Source organism: Actinoplanes sp. NPDC051859, from assembly GCF_044452725.1.
Lineage (GTDB): Bacteria > Actinomycetota > Actinomycetes > Mycobacteriales > Micromonosporaceae > Actinoplanes.
The window spans coordinates 415,596-438,715 of sequence record NZ_JBITBX010000007.1 but is presented as its reverse complement, the minus strand read 5'-3'; the positions used below and the strand labels follow the sequence as shown (position 1 = coordinate 438,715).

At 70.1% G+C, this 23,120-nt stretch carries 23 protein-coding genes; 12 read left to right on the top strand and 11 right to left on the bottom strand.

The features are described 5' to 3' along the window. Nucleotides 1-117: 117 nt before the first annotated feature. Complete coding sequence (locus ACIA1L_RS20815; protein WP_396074468.1) at nt 118-630, top strand: hypothetical protein; 513 nt, start codon at nt 118-120, stop codon at nt 628-630. Nucleotides 631-634: 4 nt separating this feature from the next. On the opposite strand, the gene ACIA1L_RS20810 is transcribed toward ACIA1L_RS20815, so the two are convergent. Beyond that, complete coding sequence (locus ACIA1L_RS20810) at nt 635-1,090, bottom strand: lamin tail domain-containing protein (protein ID WP_396074467.1); 456 nt, start codon at nt 1,088-1,090, stop codon at nt 635-637. A 242-nt stretch (nt 1,091-1,332) separates the two neighbouring features. On the opposite strand from ACIA1L_RS20810, the gene ACIA1L_RS20805 reads away from it, so the two are divergent. From ACIA1L_RS20805 to ACIA1L_RS20795, 3 genes are read left to right on the top strand one after another with little or no spacing between them, the layout of a single operon-like run. Beyond that, nucleotides 1,333-2,178: a G5 domain-containing protein gene (locus ACIA1L_RS20805; RefSeq protein WP_396074466.1), complete on the top strand. Its 846-nt coding sequence runs from the start codon at nt 1,333-1,335 to the stop codon at nt 2,176-2,178. Nucleotides 2,179-2,188: 10 nt separating this feature from the next. Beyond that, on the top strand, nt 2,189-3,031 hold the full coding sequence (locus ACIA1L_RS20800; RefSeq protein WP_396074465.1) for a DNA polymerase subunit beta: 843 nt from the start codon (nt 2,189-2,191) through the stop codon (nt 3,029-3,031). Further along, nucleotides 3,028-3,765, top strand: a complete 738-nt coding sequence (locus ACIA1L_RS20795) for a Type 1 glutamine amidotransferase-like domain-containing protein (RefSeq protein WP_396074464.1) — start codon at nt 3,028-3,030, stop codon at nt 3,763-3,765. The genes ACIA1L_RS20800 and ACIA1L_RS20795 overlap by 4 nt, the downstream gene beginning before the upstream one ends. A 12-nt stretch (nt 3,766-3,777) precedes the next feature. Here ACIA1L_RS20795 and ACIA1L_RS20790 read toward each other — a convergent pair whose 3' ends face one another. From ACIA1L_RS20790 to ACIA1L_RS20775, 4 genes are all read right to left on the bottom strand, one after another. Beyond that, nucleotides 3,778-5,457: a ThuA domain-containing protein gene (locus ACIA1L_RS20790; RefSeq protein ID WP_396074463.1), complete on the bottom strand. Its 1,680-nt coding sequence runs from the start codon at nt 5,455-5,457 to the stop codon at nt 3,778-3,780. Beyond that, nucleotides 5,454-8,267 (bottom strand): PQQ-dependent sugar dehydrogenase, encoded by a 2,814-nt coding sequence (locus ACIA1L_RS20785; RefSeq protein WP_396074462.1) that lies wholly within the window; start codon nt 8,265-8,267, stop codon nt 5,454-5,456. Before ACIA1L_RS20785 ends, ACIA1L_RS20790 begins: the two co-directional genes overlap by 4 nt. Nucleotides 8,268-8,371: 104 nt before the next feature. Further along, nucleotides 8,372-8,734 (bottom strand): PH domain-containing protein, encoded by a 363-nt coding sequence (locus tag ACIA1L_RS20780; protein ID WP_396074461.1) that lies wholly within the window; start codon nt 8,732-8,734, stop codon nt 8,372-8,374. 10 nt (nt 8,735-8,744) lie between these two features. Further along, on the bottom strand, nt 8,745-9,071 hold the full coding sequence (locus ACIA1L_RS20775; RefSeq protein ID WP_396074460.1) for a 4a-hydroxytetrahydrobiopterin dehydratase: 327 nt from the start codon (nt 9,069-9,071) through the stop codon (nt 8,745-8,747). Between the two features lie 180 nt (nt 9,072-9,251). Between ACIA1L_RS20775 and ACIA1L_RS20770 the strand changes: the two genes are divergently transcribed. Beyond that, complete coding sequence (locus ACIA1L_RS20770) at nt 9,252-9,689, top strand: (deoxy)nucleoside triphosphate pyrophosphohydrolase (protein WP_396074459.1); 438 nt, start codon at nt 9,252-9,254, stop codon at nt 9,687-9,689. On the opposite strand, the gene ACIA1L_RS20765 is transcribed toward ACIA1L_RS20770, so the two are convergent. Together ACIA1L_RS20765 and ACIA1L_RS20760 are read right to left on the bottom strand one after the other, a co-directional pair. Next, complete coding sequence (locus ACIA1L_RS20765; RefSeq protein WP_396074458.1) at nt 9,654-11,240, bottom strand: long-chain fatty acid--CoA ligase; 1,587 nt, start codon at nt 11,238-11,240, stop codon at nt 9,654-9,656. The genes ACIA1L_RS20770 and ACIA1L_RS20765 overlap by 36 nt on opposite strands. A 114-nt stretch (nt 11,241-11,354) precedes the next feature. Then, nucleotides 11,355-12,527, bottom strand: a complete 1,173-nt coding sequence (locus ACIA1L_RS20760; RefSeq protein WP_396074457.1) for an acyl-CoA dehydrogenase family protein — start codon at nt 12,525-12,527, stop codon at nt 11,355-11,357. 54 nt (nt 12,528-12,581) lie between these two features. On the opposite strand from ACIA1L_RS20760, the gene ACIA1L_RS20755 reads away from it, so the two are divergent. Genes ACIA1L_RS20755 through ACIA1L_RS20745 form a run of 3 tightly spaced genes read left to right on the top strand, consistent with a single transcriptional unit; the run spans nt 12,582 to nt 15,684 of the window. Further along, nucleotides 12,582-13,211, top strand: coding sequence for a TetR/AcrR family transcriptional regulator (locus tag ACIA1L_RS20755; RefSeq protein ID WP_396074456.1), 630 nt, complete (start codon nt 12,582-12,584; stop codon nt 13,209-13,211). Beyond that, the gene (locus ACIA1L_RS20750; RefSeq protein ID WP_396074455.1) at nt 13,208-14,602 is read left to right on the top strand and encodes an aldehyde dehydrogenase family protein; all 1,395 of its coding nucleotides are present in this window, start codon (nt 13,208-13,210) and stop codon (nt 14,600-14,602) included. Before ACIA1L_RS20755 ends, ACIA1L_RS20750 begins: the two co-directional genes overlap by 4 nt. Further along, the gene (locus ACIA1L_RS20745; protein ID WP_396074454.1) at nt 14,599-15,684 is read left to right on the top strand and encodes an alcohol dehydrogenase catalytic domain-containing protein; all 1,086 of its coding nucleotides are present in this window, start codon (nt 14,599-14,601) and stop codon (nt 15,682-15,684) included. Before ACIA1L_RS20750 ends, ACIA1L_RS20745 begins: the two co-directional genes overlap by 4 nt. 6 nt (nt 15,685-15,690) lie before the next feature. Here ACIA1L_RS20745 and ACIA1L_RS20740 read toward each other — a convergent pair whose 3' ends face one another. Next, a complete protein-coding gene (locus ACIA1L_RS20740; RefSeq protein WP_396074453.1) occupies nt 15,691-16,320 on the bottom strand; it encodes a C40 family peptidase in 630 nt (209 codons plus the stop codon). Between the two features lie 225 nt (nt 16,321-16,545). Continuing rightward, the gene (locus tag ACIA1L_RS20735) at nt 16,546-17,778 is read right to left on the bottom strand and encodes an aminotransferase class V-fold PLP-dependent enzyme (RefSeq protein ID WP_396074452.1); all 1,233 of its coding nucleotides are present in this window, start codon (nt 17,776-17,778) and stop codon (nt 16,546-16,548) included. 53 nt (nt 17,779-17,831) lie between these two features. Here ACIA1L_RS20735 and egtA point away from each other — a divergent pair, with 53 nt between their 5' ends. Genes egtA through egtD form a run of 4 tightly spaced genes read left to right on the top strand, consistent with a single transcriptional unit; the run spans nt 17,832 to nt 22,076 of the window. Beyond that, on the top strand, nt 17,832-19,067 hold the full coding sequence (gene egtA, locus ACIA1L_RS20730) for an ergothioneine biosynthesis glutamate--cysteine ligase EgtA (protein WP_396074451.1): 1,236 nt from the start codon (nt 17,832-17,834) through the stop codon (nt 19,065-19,067). After that, complete coding sequence (gene egtB, locus ACIA1L_RS20725; protein ID WP_396074450.1) at nt 19,064-20,356, top strand: ergothioneine biosynthesis protein EgtB; 1,293 nt, start codon at nt 19,064-19,066, stop codon at nt 20,354-20,356. The genes egtA and egtB overlap by 4 nt, the downstream gene beginning before the upstream one ends. Further along, on the top strand, nt 20,356-21,105 hold the full coding sequence (gene egtC / locus ACIA1L_RS20720; RefSeq protein ID WP_396074449.1) for an ergothioneine biosynthesis protein EgtC: 750 nt from the start codon (nt 20,356-20,358) through the stop codon (nt 21,103-21,105). The genes egtB and egtC overlap by 1 nt, the downstream gene beginning before the upstream one ends. Nucleotides 21,106-21,107: 2 nt before the next feature. Next, nucleotides 21,108-22,076 carry an L-histidine N(alpha)-methyltransferase gene (gene egtD / locus ACIA1L_RS20715; RefSeq protein ID WP_396074448.1) on the top strand — a complete coding sequence of 323 codons (969 nt, stop codon included), beginning with the start codon at nt 21,108-21,110 and terminating at the stop codon, nt 22,074-22,076. Between the two features lie 52 nt (nt 22,077-22,128). Here the strand turns inward: egtD and ACIA1L_RS20710 are convergent, their stop codons facing one another. Next, nucleotides 22,129-22,380 carry a hypothetical protein gene (locus tag ACIA1L_RS20710; RefSeq protein WP_396074447.1) on the bottom strand — a complete coding sequence of 84 codons (252 nt, stop codon included), beginning with the start codon at nt 22,378-22,380 and terminating at the stop codon, nt 22,129-22,131. A 92-nt stretch (nt 22,381-22,472) separates the two neighbouring features. Beyond that, the gene (locus ACIA1L_RS20705; RefSeq protein ID WP_396074446.1) at nt 22,473-23,063 is read right to left on the bottom strand and encodes a TetR/AcrR family transcriptional regulator; all 591 of its coding nucleotides are present in this window, start codon (nt 23,061-23,063) and stop codon (nt 22,473-22,475) included. Nucleotides 23,064-23,120 lie beyond the last annotated feature (57 nt).

Here is a 23,120-nt window from a genome sequence, read left to right as displayed (position 1 = left end):
CACCCCCCGGATCATCCGTACGACAGGGGCAGTAAGTCATACCGGACCAGGCGACCGAGCAGTCCCCGGCTGGGGACCTGAAAAAGGTAACGGGGTGGGTGACTGATCATGGGGACGGTGGCGCGGCGCTTCACAGCGGACCTGAGCGCCTGCACAGGCCTCGCCCTGCTCGCCCTTTCCGCCGTCGCGCCGAGCCCGCCAGCCGCCCCGGACTTCCGGCAGACGGCCGCCGCCGCCCTCGATCCGGTGCCGCTCACCGGCGAACCGGGAATGCTCATCGCCGCCTCGGGCAACATCGCCTGCGGACACACTGCGCCAGCCTTCAAAGACGGCAAGGGTACGGCCGTGGGATGCGCCATGGGCCGCACGTCCGACTACGTCTGGAACCTCGACGAGCATCCCGGGGTCCTCGCGCTGGCGGCGGTCAACCTGCTGGCTCTGGGCGCCGGCGGCTTCCTCCTCTGGCGTCGTCGCAGCGCGCGGAAGCTGCTGCCGGGTGCGGACGGCTCCGGTGAGCCACCCACCGGTGAACCTGGGCCGCACGGTCCCGGGCCGGATGATGCCGGGCCGGACGACGATCATCCGGCCGGCACCACCGGCGGCTACGGGCGTACCCCCGCAGCGTGGTAGCGGGTCAGCAGGCGACCCAGGTGCGGTTCTTCTTCGACGCCCACGAGCAGGAGTCGACTGCCTTGCCGGTGGCGTTGCGCAGGTGCGCAGTGTCGCCCGTGTTGTTCCAGATGTAGTTGCCGCTGCCCCAGTAGCGGTTTCCGCCCTTGTCGGTGCCCGTGCCGGTGCGCAGCCACAGGCGTCCGCCGTGCGCCGCGATGGTGACGTTGCCGAACGTGTAGACGCGGTTCGACTCGTCTCGGATGGTGTAGCCGCGCAGGTTCACCGCGCGGCTCCCGCTGTTGATCAGGGAGACCCATTCGTTGTTCAGGCTCGCGTTGCTGCGGGTGTCCTTGCCCGGCGAGTCGTACTGGGCGCCGTGGAAGCGCAGTGTGGGTGCCGCAGACGCGGGTGTGCTGACAGCGAGGGAGCCGGCGAGGACTGCCGTCGTCGTCGCGATGATGGTGATCGTTTTGCGCACCGGTTCCTCCAAGTGTCCGTGCCGAGTGCTCGGACATTCTGGACATGCGGTGTCGCTGGGTGGTGTCGCATACCCGTCCGTGCGGCGCCGGTCATCCTTTCGAGTGCGGCGCTGACGCTGGCGTGCCGGAGTCCGGCCCGCACAATGCTGGGGTGCTAAACCAGACATCTAGTGATTCCTGGCAGCATTTACTCGAAATGCCGCGAAAGTCATTCTGGGCGCGCCTGCCGTTCAGCGTCCGCATGACCACAGCAGGGCTGGGCGTCCTTGCCCTGATCGCCGGTACGGCAGGTGGAGTCGCCGCCCTGACCGGCGGTGACCAAGCTCGTGCGGTCACCGCCGTCAAGCAGGAAGCCGTGGCTGCCGCGCCGCTGCACGTACCGCCGCAGGTGCCCACCGCACCCGCCGACGACCGAACCGTGCCCGCCGACGACCACGCCGCCCTCGGTGCTGACCGAGCCGCGCCGGGCGAGGCTGACCGCAACGGCACCCGCAGTCCCCGGCCGCCCGCTGCGACCACTCCTCCGCAGGCGAAAGCACCGGCGAAGCCTGCCGGGACCGCCGCTGCGCCCGGCCCGTTGGTCCGCACCGAGCGGGTGTCGGAGACACACACCATCCCGTTCCGGACGATGCTGGTCCGCGACCCGTCGCTGCCGCGCGGCAGTAAGCGGGTGCAGACCCGCGGAGTTCCCGGCGTTCGCGTGCTGCAGTACGAGGTGACCTACACCGGCACCGCGGAGACGTCGCGCAAGCTGCTCGGCTCGACGGTCGCCCGCGAGCCGCAGCACCGGGTCATCGCGTTCGGCAACCGTCGCGACTCCGACGGCCCGGGCCGAGACCGGGACCGAGACCGGGATCGGGACCGGGATCGGGACCGGTGGTGTGGGAACGGCAAGAAGGAATGCACTCCGGCGGGGCGAAGTGCCGTGTGCAGCGACGAGACGAAGCCGGAAGAGGAAAGCATCCTCGACCAGCACCTCGGTCTGCTGAGCGCCGATGACCTCGACGCTCTGGATCTGACGCTGCCGTGCGAAGACGAGGTCCCGGTGGAACCCACCCCCGCGACCACGGCACCGAAGCAGCCTTGACCGCGAGAGGATGACGGGCGTGGCGGTAAGTGAGGCGCGACTGCACGAGCTGGCAGCCCGCCTGATGGAGGTGCCCGGCATCATCGGTGTGCTGCTGGGTGGCAGTCGCGCCCGCGGTTCGCAGACCTCCGACTCCGACACCGACCTCGGGCTCTACTACCGGCAGCCGCTCGACGTCGCCGCGCTGGACGAGCTCGCCCGGGCGGTGGCCGGCCCGCAAGCCCGGGTCACGGCGACCGGTGAGTGGGGCCCTTGGGTGGACGGCGGCGGTTGGCTGACCGTGGACGGCGAACCCGTGGACTGGATCTACCGGGACATCGACCGGGTGGTCCAGGCCGCCGTGGACGCCGAGCACGGCCGGTACGCCTTCCACGCCCAGGCCGGCCACCCCCTCGGCGTACCCGACTTCGCGTACGCGGGAGAAGTCGCTCTGGGTGTTGTCCTCGCCGACCCATCCGGGCAGCTGACCGCGCTGCACGACCGGGTCCAGGCAGTGCCGCCCGCGTTGCGCGAAGCGCTGGTGTCCGGCCTCTGGGAGGCCGACTTCCTGACCGGTGTGGCCCGCAAAGCCGTGGCCCGGCGCGACGCGGCCTACATCGCTGGTTGCCTGTTCCGGATCGTTGGCGTCTGCGCGCATGCCTTGCACGGCGCGGCCGGACAATGGCTGATCAACGAGAAGGGCGCGGTGGCCGCCGCGGCGGCGCTGCCCGGATCCCCCGAGCGTTTCCGGGATCGGGTCGACGCGCTCTTCACCAAGGTGGATGCGGATCCGCTGCACTTGTCCGCGGTGCTCGACGCTGCCGCGGACCTTGTTCTGGACACCGCCGACGCGTGCGCCATGATGACGCGATGACCGCCGACGAACCCACCATCCTCGCCACCAGCGCCGGATTCCGCCGGGGCGAACACGGCCTCTACGACCTGAGTCCCGGCCCGATCCACCACTTCGCCGCCGAGCTGTCGAACGCGGGGCCGAACGCCAAGTTCTGCTTCCTGCTGCAAGCCACCGGCGACCCCGAGAACTGGATCGGCGCCACCTACGCCGCGTTCGCCAAGACCGGTTACCGCACCTCGCACGTGCAGCTCTTCCCGATGCCCAATCACCGGGACCTTCGCGCGCACCTGCTGGACCAGGACGTCATCTGGGTCGGTGGGGGCAGCGTCGCCAACCTCTGCGCGGTGTGGCGGGTGCACGGCCTCGACGAGATCCTGCACGAGGCGTGGCAGGCCGGTGTGGTGCTGGGCGGCGTTTCCGCCGGGTCGATCTGCTGGCACCAGGGCGGCAGCACGGACAGCTTCGGCCTGATGCTGCGCGGGTTCACCGACGGGTTGGGCTGGCTGCCGTACAGCAACGGTGTGCACTACGACGCCGAGGAGCAGCGCCGGCCGATGATGCACCAGCTGATCGCGGACGGCACCCTGGGCGACGGGTACGCGACCGACGACGGCGCCGGACTCGTCTACCGCGGCACCCGCCTCGCCGAAGTGGTGGCCGACAAGGAAGGGCCCCTCGGGTACGAGCTGAAGCGGGCAGCGGACGGCACGGTCACCGAGACGCCGCTGCCCACTCGCGTGCTGGCTTACTGAGGCGGCACTGGCTTACTGAGGCGGCAGAATCCACCGCTGGTTGGCGGCGCCCAGGCAGTCCCAGAGGTGGATCTGCTGACCGTTGACCGGGCGATTCTCGCTGACGTCGAGGCAGCGGCCGGACTGCGGGTTGCGAAGGGTGCCGTCGCTCTGTGCCATCCAGGTCTGGGCGCCGGTGCCGTTGCACGTCCACAGTTGGACCTTCGTGCCGTTGGCCGTGCCGCCGCCGGCCACGTCCAGGCATTTGCCGAGGGCATGGAAAGTGGCGGTCGGCGTGATGGTCCAGCGCTGCGCCCCGGTGCCGTTGCACGTCCACAGTTGCACCTTGGTGCCGTCCGCTGTGCCGGCACCGGCGACGTCGAGGCACTTGCCGGCGAGGCCGACGACCGGCCCGACCCACGGCCCCGGATCGGGATCGCCCGCCTCCTTGATCCGAACGTTGCGGAACGAGACGTTGTCGCCCACCCCGTGGTTCTGCAAGCCGATGTGGCCGGCCAAGGAGCGGGCCGGATCGGTGTTGGTGAAGTCGTTGATCTTCCGGCCGTTGAGGAAGATCTGCAGCCGCTCGTCCTCGACCAGCAGCTCGAAGGTGTTCCACTCGCCCGGTGGGTTGAGTGCGGCGTCCCGGGCGGCGATGTCGGCCGACTGGAAGGTGTAGACGGCGCCGGTGGTGCGGTCGGGTGCGTCGGTGGCGTCGATCTGCACCTCGTAGCCGTTGTTCACCGCCGACCACGGGTCATTGGACGGCGGGAAGCCGAGGAAGATCCCGGAGTTGTCGTCCCCGGCCAGCTTCCAGTCCAGCTTCAGCGAGTAGACGGTGAACTGCTGGGCGCTGTACCAGAACAGGCCCATCCCGCCGGTGGACGTGAGGGTCGCGTTCGAGTTGGTGAAGCCGCCCGGGCCGGCCTGGGACCAACCGGTCGTCGCGCCGTCGTAGAGCTTGGTGTAGCCGGTCTCGGGTCGGCAGTCCGCTTGCGTACGCCCGGCCGCGTACCGGATTCCGCCGAGCAGGTGCGCCCGGAACGCGGCGTCGGAGTAGGACTGGGCGGTGTGGCCGCCGCCGGTGTAGAACGAGCGTCCCGTCTCGACGGTCTTGCACCACGCGTGCGGGTGATCGGCGCCCATTCGACCGCCGGAGTAGGTGCTCTCGTCCAGGGTGGCGAGGATGTGCGCGGTCGAGCGGGCGTTGGTGCGGTAGTCGTACCACTCGTCTGTGCGGTTCCAGCGTTGCGGCAGGTGGGCGGTCGCCGCGTGCGCCCGGTCCTCGACGACGACGGTGGCGGGCTGGATCAGCGGGTGGGACGCGAACCAGGCGCCGACCAGTTCGCCGTAGAAGGGCCAGTCGTATTCGGTGTCGGCGGCAGCGTGCACGCCCGCGTACCCGCCGCCGCCGCGGATGTAGCCCTCGAAGGCGGTTTGCTGCGTGGCGTTGAGGACGTCGCCGGTGGTGTTGAGGAAGACCACGGCCTCGTAGGTGGCGAGGCCGGCCGGCGTGAAGACGGCCGGGTCTTCCGTCGCGGTGACCGTGAAACTGTTCTGGGCGCCCAGTTCGCGGATGGCCTGCGTTCCGGCGGCGATGGAGTCGTGCCGGAAGCCCGCGGTGCGCGAGAAGACCAACACGTCGTACCACGTGTCAGCGGCCACCACCGGCGCCGGGACGAGCAGCAGGGCGGCGAGCAGTTTGCCGATCATGGCAGCACCCACTTCTGGTTGGCCGCGCCCAGGCAGTCCCAGATGTGGATCTGCTGGCCGTCGGCGGGATTGTTGCCGGAGACGTCGAGGCAGCGCCCCGACTGCGGGTTGCGGATCGTCTGGTCGCTCTGTGCGGACCAGATCTGTGCGCCGGTGCCGTTACATGTCCAGAGCTGGGCCTTGGTGCCGTTGGCGGTGCCGCCGCCGGCGACGTCGAGGCATTTGCCGAGCGCCCGGATCGTGCCGTCCGTGCCGACCGTCCAGCTCTGTGCGGGGGTGCCGTTGCACGTGTAGAGCTGAATCTTCGTGCCGTTGGTGGTTGCGCCGCCGGACACGTCCAGGCACTTGTTCGCGAGGCCACGGACCGGGCCGATCCGCGCTGCGCCGGAGTTCAGCGTGAAAGCGTCCACGTCGAACAGTGCGCCCGCACCCCCGGCGAAGGTCAGATAGAGCGTGCCCGCCGCGGCCGGTGCACCGCTGATCGCCCCGCTCACGTCGATGAACGTCTCCCAACCACCCGTCCGCGGCACTGTCGCCGAGCCGAGCACCGGACCAGTCGGGGAGCCGGTCCGCAGCTGCAAGGTGCCACCCGTGCCGCCGGAGGAGACGCGCGCGGTGAAGGACGTGGCCCGATCCAGCCGGTACGGCTCGAACGACACCCAGTCCCCGTTGTCGATGTTGCCAACCGTCTTGCCGCCCTCGGCCTGCGTCTTGACGATCTGCGTGATGCCGGACTGCGCCTTGTAATGCTCGGCCTGCCGGTGCCGGGGCTGCAGGATGTGCTGGGTGTGCGTGGTCAGGCCGCCCGCGTCGGTGTATTCGGCGTCGAAGACCGCGAAGATGTTGGCCGCCGAGTCGTGTTCACCGTCGACCGGAATGGTGATCGTGCCGGAACAGCCCGGCTGCGAGGTGATCTGGTGGCCGTGGCTGTCGTGACCCAGCACGTAGGTCATGGTCACCTTCGTGCAGTCGATCGTCGTGTCCTCCGGGTCGGTCACGGTGATGGAGAACGGGACCGCGTCGCCGTAGGAGAACAGCGAGCCGTGCATCGGGGCGTTCACCCGTACCGTCGGAGCGGTGTTGCCGACCGTGACCGTCACGCTGGCCGTGCCGGTCAGGCCTTCCGGGTCGGTCACCGTGAGCGTCGCTGAGAAAGTGCCATTGCTTCCGTACGTCTTCGTCGGGTTGGCTGCGGTCGAGGTGGTGCCGTCGCCGAAGTTCCACGCGTACGTGAGGTTGCTTCCCTCGGGATCCGCGGAGCCCGCCGACGAGAAGGTGACGGTGAGCGGCGGCTGGCCGGACGTCCGGTCGGCGCTGGCGACCGCGGTCGGGGCCTGGTTGGCGCCGGGGAGGTAGTCGAAGCGGTACAGCGCGGAGTTCTCGTCGCCGTTGAAGTAGCCGGTGCCGTAGTCGAGGACGTAGAGCGCGCCTTCCGGGCCGAACGCCAGGTCCATGACCTGCTTGCCGACCCAACCGAACGACGAGATGGTGCCCGGCGAGCCGTCCGCGCCGACCTGGATCGGCTTGATCCAGCCGCGGCCCAGCTCGCCGGCGAAGAACTGCCCGTCGAAGCCGACCGGGAACTTGGTCGGGGAGTTCAAGTTCGGGTCGAACCGGTAGACCGGGCCGCCCATCGGGGACTCGGAGCCGCCACCGAACTCGGGCGGGGTGCCGGCGTCGCCGCCGTATCGGATCCAGGCCGGGCGGGCCGGGGGCAGTTTGCTCTGCCCGGTGTTGCGGAACGAGTTGTTGGTGGGGCCGCCCGCACAGTCGTACTTCGGCCCGGTGCTGCTGGTCGCGAAGTTCCACTCGTTGTATGTCTCGGTGCTGGTGTTGGTGCCGGTGCAGTACGGCCAGCCGTAGTTTCCGGCGCTGGTGATCCGGTTGAACTCGACCTGGCCGCTGGGGCCGCGCAGCGGGTTGGTGATGCCCGCGTCGGGCCCGTAGTCGCCGAGGTAGACGATGCCGGTGGCCTTGTCGACGCTCATCCGGAACGGGTTGCGGAAGCCCATCGCGTAGATCTCGGGGCGAGTTCCCGGTGTGCCCGGCGCGAACAGGTTGCCGGTCGGAATCGCGTACGACCCGTTGGCGTTCACCTTGATCCGCAGCACTTTGCCGCGCAGGTCGTTGGTGTTGCCGGAGGTGCGCTGCGCGTCGTACCCGGGGTTGCGGTTGGTGCGCTCGTCGATGGGCGAGTAGCCGGCCGAGTCGAACGGGTTGGAGTCGTCGCCGGTGGACAGGTAGAGGTTGCCCGCCGCGTCGAAGTCGATGTCGCCGCCGACATGGCAGCAGAGGCCGCGGTCGGCGGGCACGTCGAGGACGTCCACCTTGCTGGCGGCGTTGAGGGTGAAGTCGGCGTTGAGTGTGTAGCGCGACAGCCGGTTGACGCCCTGCCATGCGGCCCAGGTGGTGCCGGTGGCGGGGGCGTCGCCGGTCGGGGTGTTCAGCGGCGGCGCGTAGTAGAGGTAGATGTGCCGGTTGGTGGCGAAGCCGGGGTCGACGCCGACTCCTTGCAGCCCTTCCTCGTCGTGGCTGTAGACGGCGAGGGTGCCGATGACGGTGGTGGTGCCGGCCGCGTCCGTACGCCGCAGCGTCCCGTTGCGGGCGGTGTGCAGCACGGACCGGTCGGGCAGGACGGCGATAGCCATGGGCTCGCCGACCTCGGCGACCCCCTTGGCGAGGGTGACCTGCTGGAAGTCGCCGGGTGCGGCTGGTGCTGACGGAGTGTCGGCGGACGCGGAATGGGGGAGGGCGGTGAGCAGGCTCGCGGTCAGCACTGTCACCACGGAGGCGGATCGAAGCTTTGCCATGCATCGATATGTGGGGGACATGGGACGACGCTAAGAACTTCCGCCGGGAGTGTCCATGCTTTCCGTCAGCGGAGGTGAACTTTTGTCTCTGGCGACAAAAAGCCTCAGGCGGCGTAGTGCAGGATCACGTTGTGCACGTGATGGGTCTTCTCGGAGCCGCGGAATTCGACCTCGTAGACGTGCTGGCCGACCGTGATCGCAATGGTGCCGGTGGAGAAGTACTGCCCGGCCCAGCTCTTGTTGCTGACCACGCTGACGCTGCTGATCTTCGAGTACGGAATGCTCGTGATCGCGAAACGCTTGCCGACGAAAGACTTGTCCTGGATGATCACCCGGCGGTCGGTGAGCCCGATGAATCCGGTGCCGACGCCGATCGCGTCGTAGACCGCGATGATCTGCTCACCCTCGAGGAGGCCGGAAGCGACCTGCTGGTACTGACCTTTGCTGTCGTATACCGGAGCCGTCATGGCGCCGAGATTACCGAGGCGGCGCCACCGCGATGCCGACCACCGTGCGATAGGCGTCTTCGATCCGGGCGGCCAGGGTGACCTCGCCGTCGGTGATGGTGCTGGCGTCCGGCGCGCCCAACAGGATCTGTGTCTCGCCGTCCGCGCGTTGGATGCGGGGACGCAGGTGCAGGGTGTCGGCAGCGACCTTGATCCGCTCGGTCAGTGCGGCGTGTTGGCTGTCATCGCACGCGAGAACCCGCTCGAGTCGGCCACCGTCCTGGGTCCAGCCGCCGAGCACTGCCAGTGCGTCACTGAGGTAATCGGAGCGGGCGCCCCGGGATTTCCTGCCGCGCATGGCCCACCTCCCAGGCGTCGTTGCCGGCTTGTGGCCAATCTGTCGCCGTGTCGTTGTATCAGTGCCCCCAGTGTGATCCCCCTTGTCAATGATGTCCACGCCCACATATCCGTGTTCTCGTGACGTACGGGACGCATCGTTCAACCTGTTCGGTCAAGATTTGTGGCACGCTTCAGTCTCATGCCCCCTGGACAGCAGTTCGGCACTCCGCCATCACGCAGAGTGATCGTTGCCGCCGTTATCGTCATGGCTGGCCGAGTGCTGGCCTGTGAGCGGTCCGCGCCGCCCGAGGTGGCCGGTCGCTGGGAATTCCCGGGCGGCAAAGTGGAGCCCGGCGAGACCGATGCCGAGGCGCTCGCCCGGGAATGCGTTGAAGAACTGGGTGTCCACGTGGAGGTCGGCCCACGGGTCGGCCCGGACGTGCCGTTGGCGCATGGTCGCGCCGTCCTGCGGGTATTCGCGGTCACGCTGCGCGATGGCGACGTGCCCCAGGCGCTGGAGCACACCGCCATGCGCTGGCTGGCGGTCGACGAGCTGCACAGCGTGCCGTGGCTGCCCGCCGACGAGCCGATCGTCGCGGAGCTACCCGCTCTGCTCGGCGCCGAACGTCTGGCGTAGCTCCCGCTTCAACACCTTGAAGCTGGGACCCATCGGCAACTCCGTCACGAACCGGACCTGGCGTGGGTACTTGTGCCGGCCGAGCCGCTCCTTCGACCACTCGATGAGCTCCTCGGCGCTGACCCCGCCCGGATCCGGCACCACCACCGCGCAGATCTCCTCACCGAGCACGTCGTCCGGCACGCCGATCACCGCCACCTGCACCACCGCGGGGTGGTGGGCCAGCTCCTCCTCCACCTCGCGCGGATAGACGTTGAAACCGCCCCGGATGACCAGGTCCTTCTTGCGGTCGACGATGGTGACGAAACCGTCGGCGTCCTTGGTGCCCAGGTCACCGCTGCGGAACCAGCCGTCGACCAGCGCCTCGGCGGTCGCCTCCGGCCGGTTCAGATAGCCGGCGAAGACGTTGTGGCCGCGGATCACGATCTCGCCCAGCTCGCCGGCAGGCAGGAACTCGATGCGCTCGTCGACGTCGGCCCGGGCGATCTCCACCTCGACGCCCCAGATCGGGTGGCCGATCGAACCCGGTCGCGTGCCGTACGCCGGCTGATTCGCAGTCGCGGTCGGCGAGGTCTCGGACAGGCCGTACCCCTCGAAGATGGTGGCGCCGAACGTCTCGGTGAACCGCTCCAGCACGGCCACCGGCAGCGAAGCGCCACCCGAGACGCAGAGCCGCAGCTTCGGCAGGTTTTCGCCTCGGTTTTCCGCTGCGGGTCGGCTCGGCAGCTGGTCGGCCTTGGCGGCCGCCTCCAGCAGGGCGATATACATCGTCGGTACGCCGTGGAAGGCGTCCACTTTCTCCCGGACCATCAGGTCGATCGCCGCCTCACCGGTGAAACGGGCCAGCAGCACCAGGGTGTTGCCCAGCCGGAAGGCGCCGTTCATGCTCACCGACTGCCCGAAGGTGTGGAACAGCGGAAGGCAGCCCAGCACCACGTCGTCGTGCCGGGTGTCGTTGACGTCGAACACGTTGACGGTCGCGTTCATGACCAGGTTGAGATGGGTGAGCAGGGCGCCCTTCGGCTTTCCGGTGGTCCCGCTGGTGTAGAACACGACCGCGACGTCCTCGGCCTCGCGGGTCACGTACGTCGGCAGCGTCGGCACCGCCACGACGGCCTTCTCCAGCCGTTGCGGCGCGTCCGGCAGGTCGGCCGGCAACGGACCCACCGAGACCAGCCGAACCCCGGCCTTCAGTGCGGCCACCGATGCGGTCTGCAACTGGCTGGCGTGCGCGACGAGCATGGTGGCGCCGCTGTCGGCGAGGACGTACGCCATCTCGTCGGGGGTGAGCAGCAGGTGCACCGGCACGACGCGGGCGCCCACGGCCAGGGCGGCGTAATAGACCCGCGGGAAGTCGGTGATGTTCGGGATGAGCACGGCCACGGCGTCGTCCGGTCGGACACCCAGTTCCTGCAGGCCGGCTCCGTAGGCGAGGGCGTCGGCCCAGAGGTCGCGATAGGTGGTGCGGTCCGTCCCGTCGATGACGGCGACCTTGTCGGGATACTTGCGGGCGGATTCGGCGAGGATGGTCGCCAGCGACAGGACCGTCATGCTGAGCCTCCTTTGGCATGCCCTCCTGGCCCTTGCTGCGCTGCGGTGCAGTCGTTCATGCTGAGCCTCCTTTGGCATGCCCTCCTGGCCCTTGCTGCGCTGCGGTGCAGTCGTTCATGCCAGGTGCCCTCCTATCTTGGTGTAACCCCGGAGCAGGTCGCGGCTGATGATCAGGCGCTGCATCTCGTCGGTGCCCTCATAGATGCGCATGAGGCGGACCTGGCGATACCAGCGCTCGATTGGTAGCTCGCGGGTGTAGCCCATGCCGCCGTGGATCTGCAGCACCCGGTCGACGACGTGGTTGACCATGTTCGCGCCGTAGAGCTTCGCCATCGACGACGAATGCCGCGGGTCTTCGCCCTGGTCGACTGTCCAGGCCGCGCGCAGGGTCAACCACCGGGCCGCCTCCAGCTCCACCTCGGAATCCGCGATCATCCACTGGATCGCCTGATTCTCGCCGATCCGTCGGCCAAAGGTTTCTCGAGTGTTGGCGTAGTCGATCGCCATGCCGAGCGCCCGCTCCGCGATGCCCAGCGCGTGCGACGGGATGAGGTAACGGCCCTTGCCGATCCACTTCATGCCCAGCTCGAAGCCTTGGCCGAGCTCGCCGAGGATGTTGCGCGCGGGCACACGTACGTTGTCGAAGACGAGCGCGGCCGGACCGCCCTCGCCCATGGTCTGGATGAATTCCGAGCGCCAGCCCATCTCCCGGTCGACCAGGAACGCCGTGGTGCCGCCACCCCGGACGCCCTTCTCCTTGTCGGTCACCGCGACCACGATGGCGAAGTCGGCGTCGTTGCCGTTGGTGATGAACGTCTTCTCGCCGTCGAGGATCCAGTCGTCGCCGTCCCGGCGGGCGGACAGGCGGATGTTGGCCGCGTCCGAGCCGGCGCCCGGCTCGGTGATGGCGAAGCAGGAGACCCGCTCGCCCTCGATCGTCGGGACCAGATAGGCGCGCTTCTGGTCGGCGTTGGCGTGGTAGAGGATGTTGTCCGCTTCGCCGCCGAAGGTGAACTGGACGAAACTGCGGCCGGTCTCGGTGACGATCAGGGACTGCAGGACGGCGGGCAGATTCATGCCGCCGTACTCCTCCGGCGTGGACAGTCCCCAGAAGCCGAATTTCTTGGCCTTGAGTCGCAGTTCCTTCAACTCACTGCGGTCCAGGCCAGGCAGGTGTGCCCGCTCCCGGCGCAGCGCTTCCTGCTCGAGTGGCATGACTTCGCGGGTGATGAATTGGCGGGCAGTGTCGCGGACCGCACGTTCTTCGTCGCTCAGTGAGAAATCCACGTGCTAAAACTAGCGGCGTAAGTTTTCCGGAGTCCAGAGTCGCAGGAGCGTGGAATGGCCCGCCCCCGGCAGACCGTGCTCACCCGGCAGCGGATCGTCGAGGTAGCCGCCGGACTGGTGGACACCGAGGGGCTCGACGCCGTGTCGGTCCGGCGGCTGGCTACCGAGCTCGGTGTCGCGGGACCCTCGCTGTACCACCATTTCGCCACCAAGAACGACATTCTCGATGCGGTGGCTGACGCCGTCGTCGCCCGGGTGGACGTGTCAGCCTTCGCCACCCTGGGCTGGGCGGACGCGCTGCGGCACTGGGCGCGGTCGTACCACGCGGTGCTCTGCGCGCACCCGCACATCGTGCCGGTGCTGGCACAGGGCCCGGGTCGGCGGCCGGCCGCGCTCGCCATGGCCGACACCGTCTACGGCGCGCTGATCGACGCCGGCTGGCCGCCGGCCCGAGCCACGCACATCGGCGCCCTGATGCGCTATCTGGTGACGGGTTCGGCTCTCGGCTCGTTCGCCCAAGGCTTCGACGAGGATCCTGGGGTGTACGCCGAGCGCTACCCCCACCTGCGCGACGCCCACCTGCTCGCCGAGCACCGCCGCAGCGTGGACGAGGGCGCGTTCGAGCTCGGCCTGGAAACCGTGATCACCGGCCTGGTGGCCCTGCGGAACGGAGTGCGGCAATGAACCGGGACAAGATCTATATCGGTGGCCGGTGGGTTGCCCCGGCGACGCGGGACACGATCGCTGTGGAGAACCCGGCGACCGAGGAGACCCTCGCCAAGGTGTCCGCCGGGACCGCGGAAGACGTGGACCGGGCCGTCGCTGCGGCACGGGGTGCTTTCGACGGCTGGGCGGCCACGCCGATGGCCGAGCGTGGCGCCCTGCTGGGCAAGCTGCACGAGGGGCTGTCGGCCCGGTCCGCCGACATCGCCCGCACGGTCGGGCTCGAACTGGGCACCCCGCTCAAAATCGCGAAGGCGGTCCAGGCTGGACTGCCGCTCAAGGTGCTGCAGGGGTACGCCGACCTGGCCGCCAGGCCGGTGGCCGAGGAAACGATCGGCAACTCGCTGGTGGTCCGGGAGCCGGTCGGCGTCGTCGGCGCCATCACGCCGTGGAACTACCCGCTGCACCAGGTCGTCGCCAAGGTTGCCGCCGCCCTCGCCGCTGGGTGCACGGTCGTGCTGAAGCCGAGCGAGTTGACGCCGCTGGTGGCGTACCTGCTGCTGGACGCCGCTGACGAGGCCGGGCTGCCCGCCGGGGTCCTCAACCTCGTGCCGGGCACCGGGCAGGTGGTCGGCGCCGCGATCGCCGGGCACCCCGACGTCGACATGGTGTCCTTCACCGGCTCCACGGCCACCGGGCGGGCGATCTCGCATGCCGCCGCCGACCGGATCGCCCGGGTCGCGTTGGAGCTCGGCGGCAAATCCGCCAACGTGATCCTGGAGGACGCCGACCTGGCCCGAGCTGTGAAGGTCGGTGTCGGCAACGCGTTCCTCAACTCCGGGCAGACCTGCACCGCGTGGACGCGCATGCTGGTGCACCGCAGCCAGTACGACGCGGCGGTCGAGCTGGCCGGGGCCACGGCGGAGACGTACCGCACCGGCGACCCGTTCGACGAAGCCACCCGGCTCGGGCCGCTCGTCTCGGCCGCACAGCGCGAGCGGGTGCGGGGCTTCATCGACCGGGCGGACGCGCGGCTCGTGACGGGTGCTGCGGGCGTACCCGGGAAGGGGTATTTCGTGGCGCCCACGGTCTTTGCGGATGTGGACCCGGACAGTGAGCTGGCCCAGGAGGAGATCTTCGGGCCGGTGTTGTCGATCATCACGTTCGACGACGACGACCACGCGGTGCGGATCGCGAACAATTCCCGGTACGGGCTGGCGGGTGGCGTCTGGGGCTCGCCCGAGCGGGCCATGGCGGTGGCTAGGCGGCTGCGCACCGGCGGCGTCGACATCAACGGCGGCGCGTTCAACCCGCAGGCGCCGTTCGGCGGCTACAAGCAGTCAGGCATCGGTCGTGAGCTGGGTGTTCACGGCCTCACCGAGTTCCAGCAGACGAAGGCGATCCAGCAGTGACGGCTTACATCCGCGCCCTGGTGGCGCACGCCGCGGGCACACCGCCCACGGTCGAGGAGATCCGACTGCCCGTGGTCGGCCCCGGCCAGGTCCGGGTCTGCATCCGCGCGGCGGGCGTGTGCCACTCCGACCTGTCGATGGTGGACGGCACGCTGCGGCCGCCGTACCCGCTGATTCTCGGGCACGAGGCGGCCGGCGAGGTGGTCGAGGTGGGCGCGAACGTCACCCGCGTCGCCCCGGGTACGCCCGTAGCCCTCAACTGGTCGCCACCGTGCCGCAACTGCTGGCACTGCACGCACGGGGAGCCGTGGCTGTGCTCGGCGGCCAACGTGGCGGCAACAGCGAACGGCAGCACCCTCGACGGCGCGCCGGTCCACGTGACGCTGGGGCTGGGCGCGTTCGCCGAACAGGTCGTGGTGCCGGAACGGGCTGTTATCGCCGTACCCGACAAGGTGGGGTGGGCCGACGCGGCCCTGCTCGGCTGCGCGGTGTTGACCGGCACCGGCGCGGTACGCAACACGGCTCGGGTGCAGCCGGGCGACGCGGTGGTGGTCATCGGGCTGGGCGGCGTCGGCCTGTCGGTGGTCGCTGCCGCGCGCGCTGCCGGAGCGGCCACGGTCCTCGCCGTCGACGTGTCGGAGGCCAAGAAGGCGCTGGCCGAGGCGGCCGGCGCGACGGAGTTCCTGCTCGCAGGCGACACGCTGGCGAAAGACGTGCGGGCTCGCACCGAGGGTCGTGGCGCCGACCACGCCTTCGAATGCGCGGGCCGGGCAGCGGCGATCAAGGCGGCCTGGCGGACCACCCGCCGCGGCGGACAGGTGACCGTGGTCGGCATGGGCCGGGCCGACGACCTGGTCGAGCTGAGCGCGCTGGACATCTTCACGTCGGCACGGACTCTGCGCGCCTCGGTGTACGGCTCGTCCGACCCGGACGTGGAACTGCCCCTGCTCGCGGGCGAGGTGGTGTCCGGCACGCTGCGCCTCGACCACCTGGTGACGGACCGGATCACCCTGGCCGAGGTCCCCGAGGCGTTCGCCCGGATGGCCCGCGGCGAGGGTGCCCGGTCCGTGGTCACCTTCTGACCGTCCTCAACCGATCAGGCGCCGGAACTGCAGCGACGACGACTTGTAGATGAAGCGCTCGGTCACCCGGCGGCCCGAACCCGGCGCGTCGACCATGCGCCAGCGGCCCACGAGGATGCCCACGTGGCCGCGCATGGCGACCAGGTCACCGACCCGGGCGGTGCCGGAGCTGACCCGCTTGCCGCGCCGGGCCTGGGCGGCCGACGAGTGCGGCAGCCGGATGCCCACCACCCGGTAGGTGCCGGCGGTGAGGCCCGAGCAGTCCCAGCTGTTCGGGCCGCTGGCGCCGTACGAGTACCAGTCGCCGCGTTGGGCGCGGGCGAACTTCACCACCTTGATCCGGGCCCGGGCATGCCGCTGGGCCAGCTTTCGGGCGGTCAGGATCTTCTTCTTGCGGGGCGCGACCGCCTTCTCGGTGGTCAGCTGGGGGATCTTGCGCGGGACCAGGCGGCTCTGTAGCTCATCGGCCGTGATCGGTGGTGCCTGCAGGCGCTTGGTCGGCGCCGACTGCACGGGGGTGGGCAGCAGCAGGATCGTGAGGGCACCAGCGCAGGCGGCCAGGCGCAGCGGGCTCGTGGACAGTGCGGCTCCTCGGTCGGCCCGGGACGCACGTGTGAACTCCGATGCCCTGCACACGCGGCGCAGGGCGGACCCGGGCGGGATCTTGACTCGCGGACCGTAACTCGGAGCTGTCTTCGCAGGTCAATCCGCACAGCCCGGGTCCGGCGTCAAGGAAGCGCGCGCGGCGGGAAACCCTGGGGCCCCACGACTCGTTAGGTCTGTCCAAGTACGACTCGCGCGCGCGTGGCGGCGGCCGGATCGACCTGAAACCTGATCACCTCCACGGGTGATCTTGATTACTCACCGGGAGCGCGGCAGCTGACGACAAAGCAGGTCCAGCTCCGCCTCGGTGTTGTAGTAGTGGGTCGACGCGCGGACCACGTCCGGCAGTCCGCGCCCCTTGAGATGCCACTGCGCGTAGTCCGCGGAGCTCGTGCTGGTGTTGATCCCGGCTCCGCCCAGCACCCGCTTCACCTCGGCGGCGTCGACTCCGTCCACCGTGAACGTCACGATGCCGCTCAACCGGTCGCCGCGGTCGTGCACGGCGACGCCGGGAAGCTCACGGAGCCGGTCGCGCAAGGCTGCCGCGAGCGTCGCGATGCGGTTGGTGATTGCCGGGAAGTTCCAGGTCAGCGCGTAGTCGGCTGCCGCGCCCAGGCCGAGCTTCGTCGCGTAGTTGGTCTCCCAGGTCTCGAAGCGGCGCGCGTCCGGTCGGATCTCGTACCGGTCCGGCGCGGGCCAGCTCGCCGCGTGCAGGTCGAGCAGCGGCGGCTCGAGGCGCTGCACCAGGTCGCGCCGGGCATAGAGAAATCCGGTGCCGCGCGGGCCACGCAGGAATTTGCGGCCGGTCGCCGACAGCAGGTCGCAGCCGATCTCCGCCACGTCGATGGGGAGCTGCCCGACGGACTGGCACGCGTCGAGCAGGAACGGCACTCCCGCGGCCCGGGTAACCTTGCCGACCTCGGCCGCAGGGTTCACCAGACCACCGGAGGAGGGCACGTGGGTCAGCGCGACCAGCTTTACCGTGTCGTCCAGGCGGCGGGCCAGGTCAGCGACGTCGATCTGGCCGTACTCGTCGTCGTCGACCAGCTCGACGACGGCGCCGGTGCGGCGGGCCACCTGGAGCAGGGCGATGACGTTGCTGGCGTACTCGGCGCGGGTGGTGAGGATGCGGTCGCCGGGCTGGAAGCCGAAGCCGTAGAAGGCCATGTCCCAGGCCCGGGTCGCGTTCTCCACCACGGCGATCTCGTCCGGGTCGGCGCCGATCAGCCGACCGATCGAGCGGTAGACGCCCTCGACCTCATCGGCGGCCTCGGCTGCGGCCTCGTAGCCGCCGATGAGACTTTCCCGCTGGGTGTACGCGATAACGGTTTCGGTGACCACCGCCGGGGGCAGTGCAGCCCCGGCGTTGTTGAGATGGGTGACCGTGGCACAGCCTGGAGTTTCGCGGCGGGCGCGGTCGACGTCGACGGTGGTGATAGCGGCTCCCTGGTCGTCGGTACGCCCCCTGAACCTACCCGTTCGACGCTGCACAAATCGATGCTTGTGTGTATGGTCGCGAAGGAATCACCACTCTAAGGAGAGCTGTGACTACCGAAAGTAGTGACGACGATCCGACCGGGAACGTCCTACGGCGGCTGTCCGACGCTGCCGAGCACGTCTCGGGTATCTGTTTCAAGACCGGTCCACCGCGCCGGGTCGGCGCCGAACTCGAATGGACCACCCACCGCGCCGGGCTCCCCACGGCGCACCTGCGGGTCACCGACCTGAGCCGGGCGCTCGGCCCGTACACCCCCGCGAACCTCGGCAACGCCGCACCCCGGGCGCTCCCCGGCGGCGGCACCGTCACCCTCGAACCCGGCGGCCAGCTGGAAATCTCCTCCGCCCCGGCGGACTCCCTCGCCGCCCTGTACGCCGCCGTCACCGTCGACCAGGAATTCGTGGCCGACCTCCTCGCCACCGGCGGCCTCGTCCTCGGCGACCGCGGACTCGACCCGTACCGGCCACCCGTCCGCATCCTCGACACCCCTCGCTACGCGGCCATGCAGCACGCCTTCGACCGCACCGGCTCCGTGGCCGGCCGCACGATGATGTGCAGCACCGCCGGCCTCCAGGTCTGCCTCGACGCCGGCACCGCGGCCCGGCTGCCGCAGCGCTGGGCGGCCGTCCACGACCTCGGACCACCCCTGCTGGCTGCGTTCGCCAACTCCTCGGGCCACGCCGGCGGCGACACCGGGTGGGCCAGCGGCCGGATGGCGACCTGGCTCGGCATCGACGCCCGACGCAGCGGCGAAGTGCCGCTCACCGCCGACCCCACCGACGCCTGGACCCGCTACGTCCTCGAGGCGCCGGTGCTGTGCGTGCGACGCAACGGCCACTGGGACACCCCGGACGGGGTGACCTTCGCCGAATGGATCGGCGGTGCCCTACCCCGGCCGCCCACCGTGGACGATCTCGACTACCACATCAGCACGCTGTTCCCACCGGTCAGACCCCGCGGCTACCTCGAAGTGCGCTACCTCGACGCGCAGCCCGGCACCGAATGGATCGCCCCGGTCGCCGTGCTCTGCGCACTCCTCGCCGACGACACCGTCATCGACAAAGCCCGCGACCTCGCCGGACCCGCCGCCGGTCGCTGGCAGGAAGCAGCCCGCCACGGCCTCGCCGACCCCGCCACCGGGGCCTGCGCGGCCGACCTGATCGACCTCGCCTGCCGCCACCTCGACCGCACCGGCCTCCCCGGACCGGTGCGTGACCTGGTGACCGGCATCGCCGACCGGCGGCTGCACGCCGGTGCTCTGCGGAAGGACCAGTACCGATGACCCAGGACCTGCGGCTCACCATCGCCGCCGAGCTGGAGCGCGCCCGGGCGCGTACCACCCTGCTCACCGAGACCGTCGACGACGCCGAACTGGTGCGCCAACACTCGCCGCTCATGTCGCCGCTGGTCTGGGACCTCGCCCACGTCGGCAACCAGGAAGAGCTCTGGCTGGTTCGCGACGTCGGCGGCCGCGAGCCGCTGCGCCGCGACATCGACGAGCTCTACGACGCCTTCAAACACACCAGATCGGACCGTCCCGCTCTGCCGCTGCTCAATCCCACCGAGGCCCGGGCGTACGCGGGCCAGGTGCGCGACAAAGCCATGGACGTCCTCGATCACGTACGCCTCAACGACCGTCCACTCGTGGCTGACGGCTTCGCCTTCGGCATGATCGTCCAGCACGAGCAGCAGCACGACGAGACGATGCTGGCCACCCACCAGCTCCGCGTCGGCGCACCCGTCCTGGAGGCACCTTCACCGCCCCCCGCTCGCAGCCCTGTGCGCGGCGAGGTTCGGATCCCCGGCGGCCCGTTCACGATGGGCACCGACACCGAGGCGTGGGCGCTGGACAACGAACGACCCGCCCACACCGTCGACCTGCCCACGTTCTTCATCGACGCGGCCCCGGTCACCAACGCCCACTATGCGGCCTTCATCGCCGAGGGCGGCTACGACGACGAGCGGTGGTGGAGCGAGCGGGGCTGGGCTTACCGGCAGAAGGCGGGACTCGTTGCGCCCCTGCACTGGCAGCGCGACGGGGACGGCTGGGCGTACACGCGATTCGGGCGCACCCAGCGGATCATCGCCGATGAGCCGGTGGTGCACGTCTGCTACTTCGAAGCACAGGCGTACGCCGCCTGGGCGGGGAAGCGGCTGCCTACCGAGGCCGAATGGGAGAAGGCGGCCCGCTGGGACCCGGCGACCGGACGCTCCCGCCGCTATCCCTGGGGCGACGAGTCACCCGGCCCCGAACACGCCAACCTCGGCCAGCGCCATCTCGCCCCGGCCCCGGCCGGCGCCTACCCGCTCGGCGCCTCACCGCTGGGCGTGCACCAGCTCATCGGCGACGTCTGGGAGTGGACCGACTCCGGCTTCCACGGCTACCCCGGCTTCCAGGTCTTCCCGTACGCGGAGTACTCGCAGGTCTTCTTCGGCGGCGACTACCGGGTGCTGCGCGGTGGCTCCTTCGGCACCGACGCCGCCGCCTGCCGCGGGACCTTCCGCAATTGGGACCACCCGATCCGGCGGCAGATCTTCAGCGGGTTCCGCTGCGCCCGCGACGCCGACTGATGTGCCGCCACCTGGCCTACCTCGGCCCGCCACTGCCGCTGTCCGCGCTGCTCTTCGACCCGCCGCACGCCCTGGCGAAACAGGCTTGGGCGCCGCAGGACATGCGCGGCGGCGGCACGATCAACGCCGACGGGTTCGGTGTCGCCTGGTATCCACCCAGCGCCACCGTGCCGATTCGCTACCGGGGAGCGATGCCGATCTGGACCGACCCGGCGCTGCCCGCGCTCGCCGCCGCCACCACATCGCGGGCAGTGCTGGCCGCCGTGCGGTCCGCGACAGTCGGCATGCCGGTCACCGACACGGCTGCCGCGCCCTTCACCGAAGGTCGCTGGTTGTTCAGCCACAACGGGGTGGTGCGCGGCTGGCCCGGCTCGGTCGCCAAACTCGCCAGCCGGCTGCCGACCGAGGACCTACTCACCCTCGACGCGCCGACCGACTCGGCACTGCTGTGGGCGCTCCTGCGGGACCGTCTACGCGCCGGAACGCCGCCCGCCGAGGCCGTCGCCGAGACAACCGCCGACGTGTCGCTGGCGGCTCCCGGCTCCCGGCTCAATCTGCTCCTCACCGACGGCACCACGATCATCTCCACGACCGTCGGTCATGCGCTGTCCGTCCGGGCGGGGGCTGACGCCGTACTCGTCAGCTCCGAGCCCGTGGAATCCGGGCGTGAGTGGCAGGCCGTGCCGGACGGCCACCTGCTCGTTGCCACCCCGATGCATCTCCACCTCAGTCCACTAGGGAGACCGTGACCATGCTCGAGATCCACCTCGACGACAGCGACATCGACCGCGAGTTGCGCGCCGACGTGACCACCGGCCTGACCGCCGCCGGAAAGTGGTTGCCACCCAAGTGGTTCTACGACGCCCGCGGCAGCGAACTGTTCGAGCAGATCACCCGGCTGCCCGAGTACTACCCGACCCGCACCGAGCGGTCCATCCTCGCGTCGCATGCGCTGGAGTTCGCCCGGATCACCGAGGCCAAGACGCTCATCGAGCTCGGCTCCGGCTCCTCGGAGAAAACCCGAATCCTGCTGGACGCCCTGCTGCAGCGCGGCACGCTGGGCTCGTTCGTCCCGCTCGACGTCTCCGACGCCGCCCTCGAGGAGGCGGTGGCCGGGCTGGCGGTCGACTACCCCGGTTTGACCGTACGCGGCGTCGTCGGTGACATGACCCGCCACCTGCACCACATCCCCGACGGCGACAACCGCGTCGTCGCCTTCCTCGGCGGCACCATCGGCAACCTCGCCCCCGCGGAACGCGCCGCCTTCCTCGGCAACCTGCGCGGCGTGCTGCACGAGGGCGAATGGCTGCTGCTCGGCACCGACCTGGTCAAAGACCCGGCCGTGGTGGTCCCCGCCTACGACGACGCGGCCGGCGTGACAGCCGAGTTCAACCGTAACGTGCTGCGCGTGATCAACCGGCGGCTGGCAGCCGACTTCGACGTCGACGCTTTCGCCCACGTGGCGCTCTGGAATGCCGAACAGGAGTGGATCGAGATGCGGCTGCGCGCGACCACGGCGCAGCACGTGCAGGTCCGCGAACTGGGGCTCACGGTCGACTTCGCGGCCGGGGAGGAGATGCGTACCGAAATCTCGGCCAAGTTCCGGCAGGCCGGGCTGGCCGCCGAGCTCTCGCAGGCAGGTTTTGCCCTGCGGCACTGGTGGACCGACCCGGACGGCCTCTTCGGCGTCTCACTGGCCCAGGCGGTCGCTACGAGCTAGGCCGGTCCCGCTACGAGCTGGACCGGTCCCGTTACGAGCTGGACCGGTCCCGCTACGAGCTGGACCGGTCCCGCTTCGAGGTGCCCAGGGTGTGCCGCAGCCGGGCCAGGTGGATCTCCACCTGGTCCAGCTGCCGGAGCAGGACCCCGGCCGGGAGGTCCGGGAGCGGCCGGGCGATGCCCAGGTCCCGGAGCGTCTTGAACTGGGTGTGCACCAGCTTCTCGCTGGCGGCGACCAGGCGAGCCAGATCCGCGGGATCGGGTTCACCGATCCCGCGTGCCGGGTCTTGCTGTGTGTCACGCACGCCCTGGCTATCGGCGGCGCCGCGCCCCGCTTCAGAAAACCCGCCGCCTCGAAGCGGCACCGCCGAGGGTGATGTGTCCCTCAGCGGGGAGATCAGTGGGGGAGCAGGGCGCGGAGCATGCGGGCCAGGGCGGCGCGGGCCCCGGCGGGATCAAGATCCATGGCGTCACGCAGCGTGCCCCAGGTGGGCCACATGGCCGCCGCAGTGAGGGCGTTGAGGAGGTCCTCGTCGCCGTTGATCTCGCGGGCGAAGACGGTGGACAGCTCGGTACGGACGCGCTGGAGATGGATGCGGCGGTAGCTCTGCAGCGCCGGCGAGAACGGCTCCTTGATCGAAGACGCCTTGGCGACCGGGGCGATCTGCTCCAGCTGGCGGGCGCGCTGGTGGCAGTAGAGCTCGATGCGGCGGTCGAGCGGAAGGTCGGGCGGGATCGGCTCGTGCAGGTCGTCGCGCTGGTCCAGGGTGAGCTGGCCGCTGGCGGCGAAGAGCGCCTCCATGTCGGCGAAGTGGCTCCAAAGCGCCCGGAGGGAGACACCCGCCCGTTTGGCGATGCGGTCCGCGGTCGGGCGCAGGTCGCCTTCGCGGAGCAGCTGCACGTGGGCCTCGACGATGGCGGCCCGGGTGCGCTCCGAACGGGCGGTACGCCCGTCGACGCGCGGGGCTGGTGGCGGGGTGGCGGGCATGGAGGGGCTCCGAGGTGTGGGCGTTCGATGAACGAGGGGTGGAAGAGCGGCCGCGAC

Bases quoted from the DNA above. Each gene is read 5' to 3' on its own strand.
- ACIA1L_RS20805 (WP_396074466.1), top strand. From the start codon at position 1,333: ATGACCACAGCAGGGCTGGGCGTCCTTGCCCTGATCGCCGGTACGGCA.
- ACIA1L_RS20800 (WP_396074465.1), top strand. From the start codon at position 2,189: ATGACGGGCGTGGCGGTAAGTGAGGCGCGACTGCACGAGCTGGCAGCC.
- ACIA1L_RS20795 (WP_396074464.1), top strand. From the start codon at position 3,028: ATGACCGCCGACGAACCCACCATCCTCGCCACCAGCGCCGGATTCCGC.
- ACIA1L_RS20790 (WP_396074463.1), bottom strand. From the start codon at position 5,457: ATGATCGGCAAACTGCTCGCCGCCCTGCTGCTCGTCCCGGCGCCGGTG.
- ACIA1L_RS20785 (WP_396074462.1), bottom strand. From the start codon at position 8,267: ATGGCAAAGCTTCGATCCGCCTCCGTGGTGACAGTGCTGACCGCGAGC.
- ACIA1L_RS20780 (WP_396074461.1), bottom strand. From the start codon at position 8,734: ATGACGGCTCCGGTATACGACAGCAAAGGTCAGTACCAGCAGGTCGCT.
- ACIA1L_RS20775 (WP_396074460.1), bottom strand. From the start codon at position 9,071: ATGCGCGGCAGGAAATCCCGGGGCGCCCGCTCCGATTACCTCAGTGAC.
- ACIA1L_RS20770 (WP_396074459.1), top strand. From the start codon at position 9,252: ATGCCCCCTGGACAGCAGTTCGGCACTCCGCCATCACGCAGAGTGATC.
- ACIA1L_RS20765 (WP_396074458.1), bottom strand. From the start codon at position 11,240: ATGACGGTCCTGTCGCTGGCGACCATCCTCGCCGAATCCGCCCGCAAG.
- ACIA1L_RS20755 (WP_396074456.1), top strand. From the start codon at position 12,582: ATGGCCCGCCCCCGGCAGACCGTGCTCACCCGGCAGCGGATCGTCGAG.
- ACIA1L_RS20750 (WP_396074455.1), top strand. From the start codon at position 13,208: ATGAACCGGGACAAGATCTATATCGGTGGCCGGTGGGTTGCCCCGGCG.
- egtB (WP_396074450.1), top strand. From the start codon at position 19,064: ATGACCCAGGACCTGCGGCTCACCATCGCCGCCGAGCTGGAGCGCGCC.
- egtC (WP_396074449.1), top strand. From the start codon at position 20,356: ATGTGCCGCCACCTGGCCTACCTCGGCCCGCCACTGCCGCTGTCCGCG.
- egtD (WP_396074448.1), top strand. From the start codon at position 21,108: ATGCTCGAGATCCACCTCGACGACAGCGACATCGACCGCGAGTTGCGC.
- ACIA1L_RS20705 (WP_396074446.1), bottom strand. From the start codon at position 23,063: ATGCCCGCCACCCCGCCACCAGCCCCGCGCGTCGACGGGCGTACCGCC.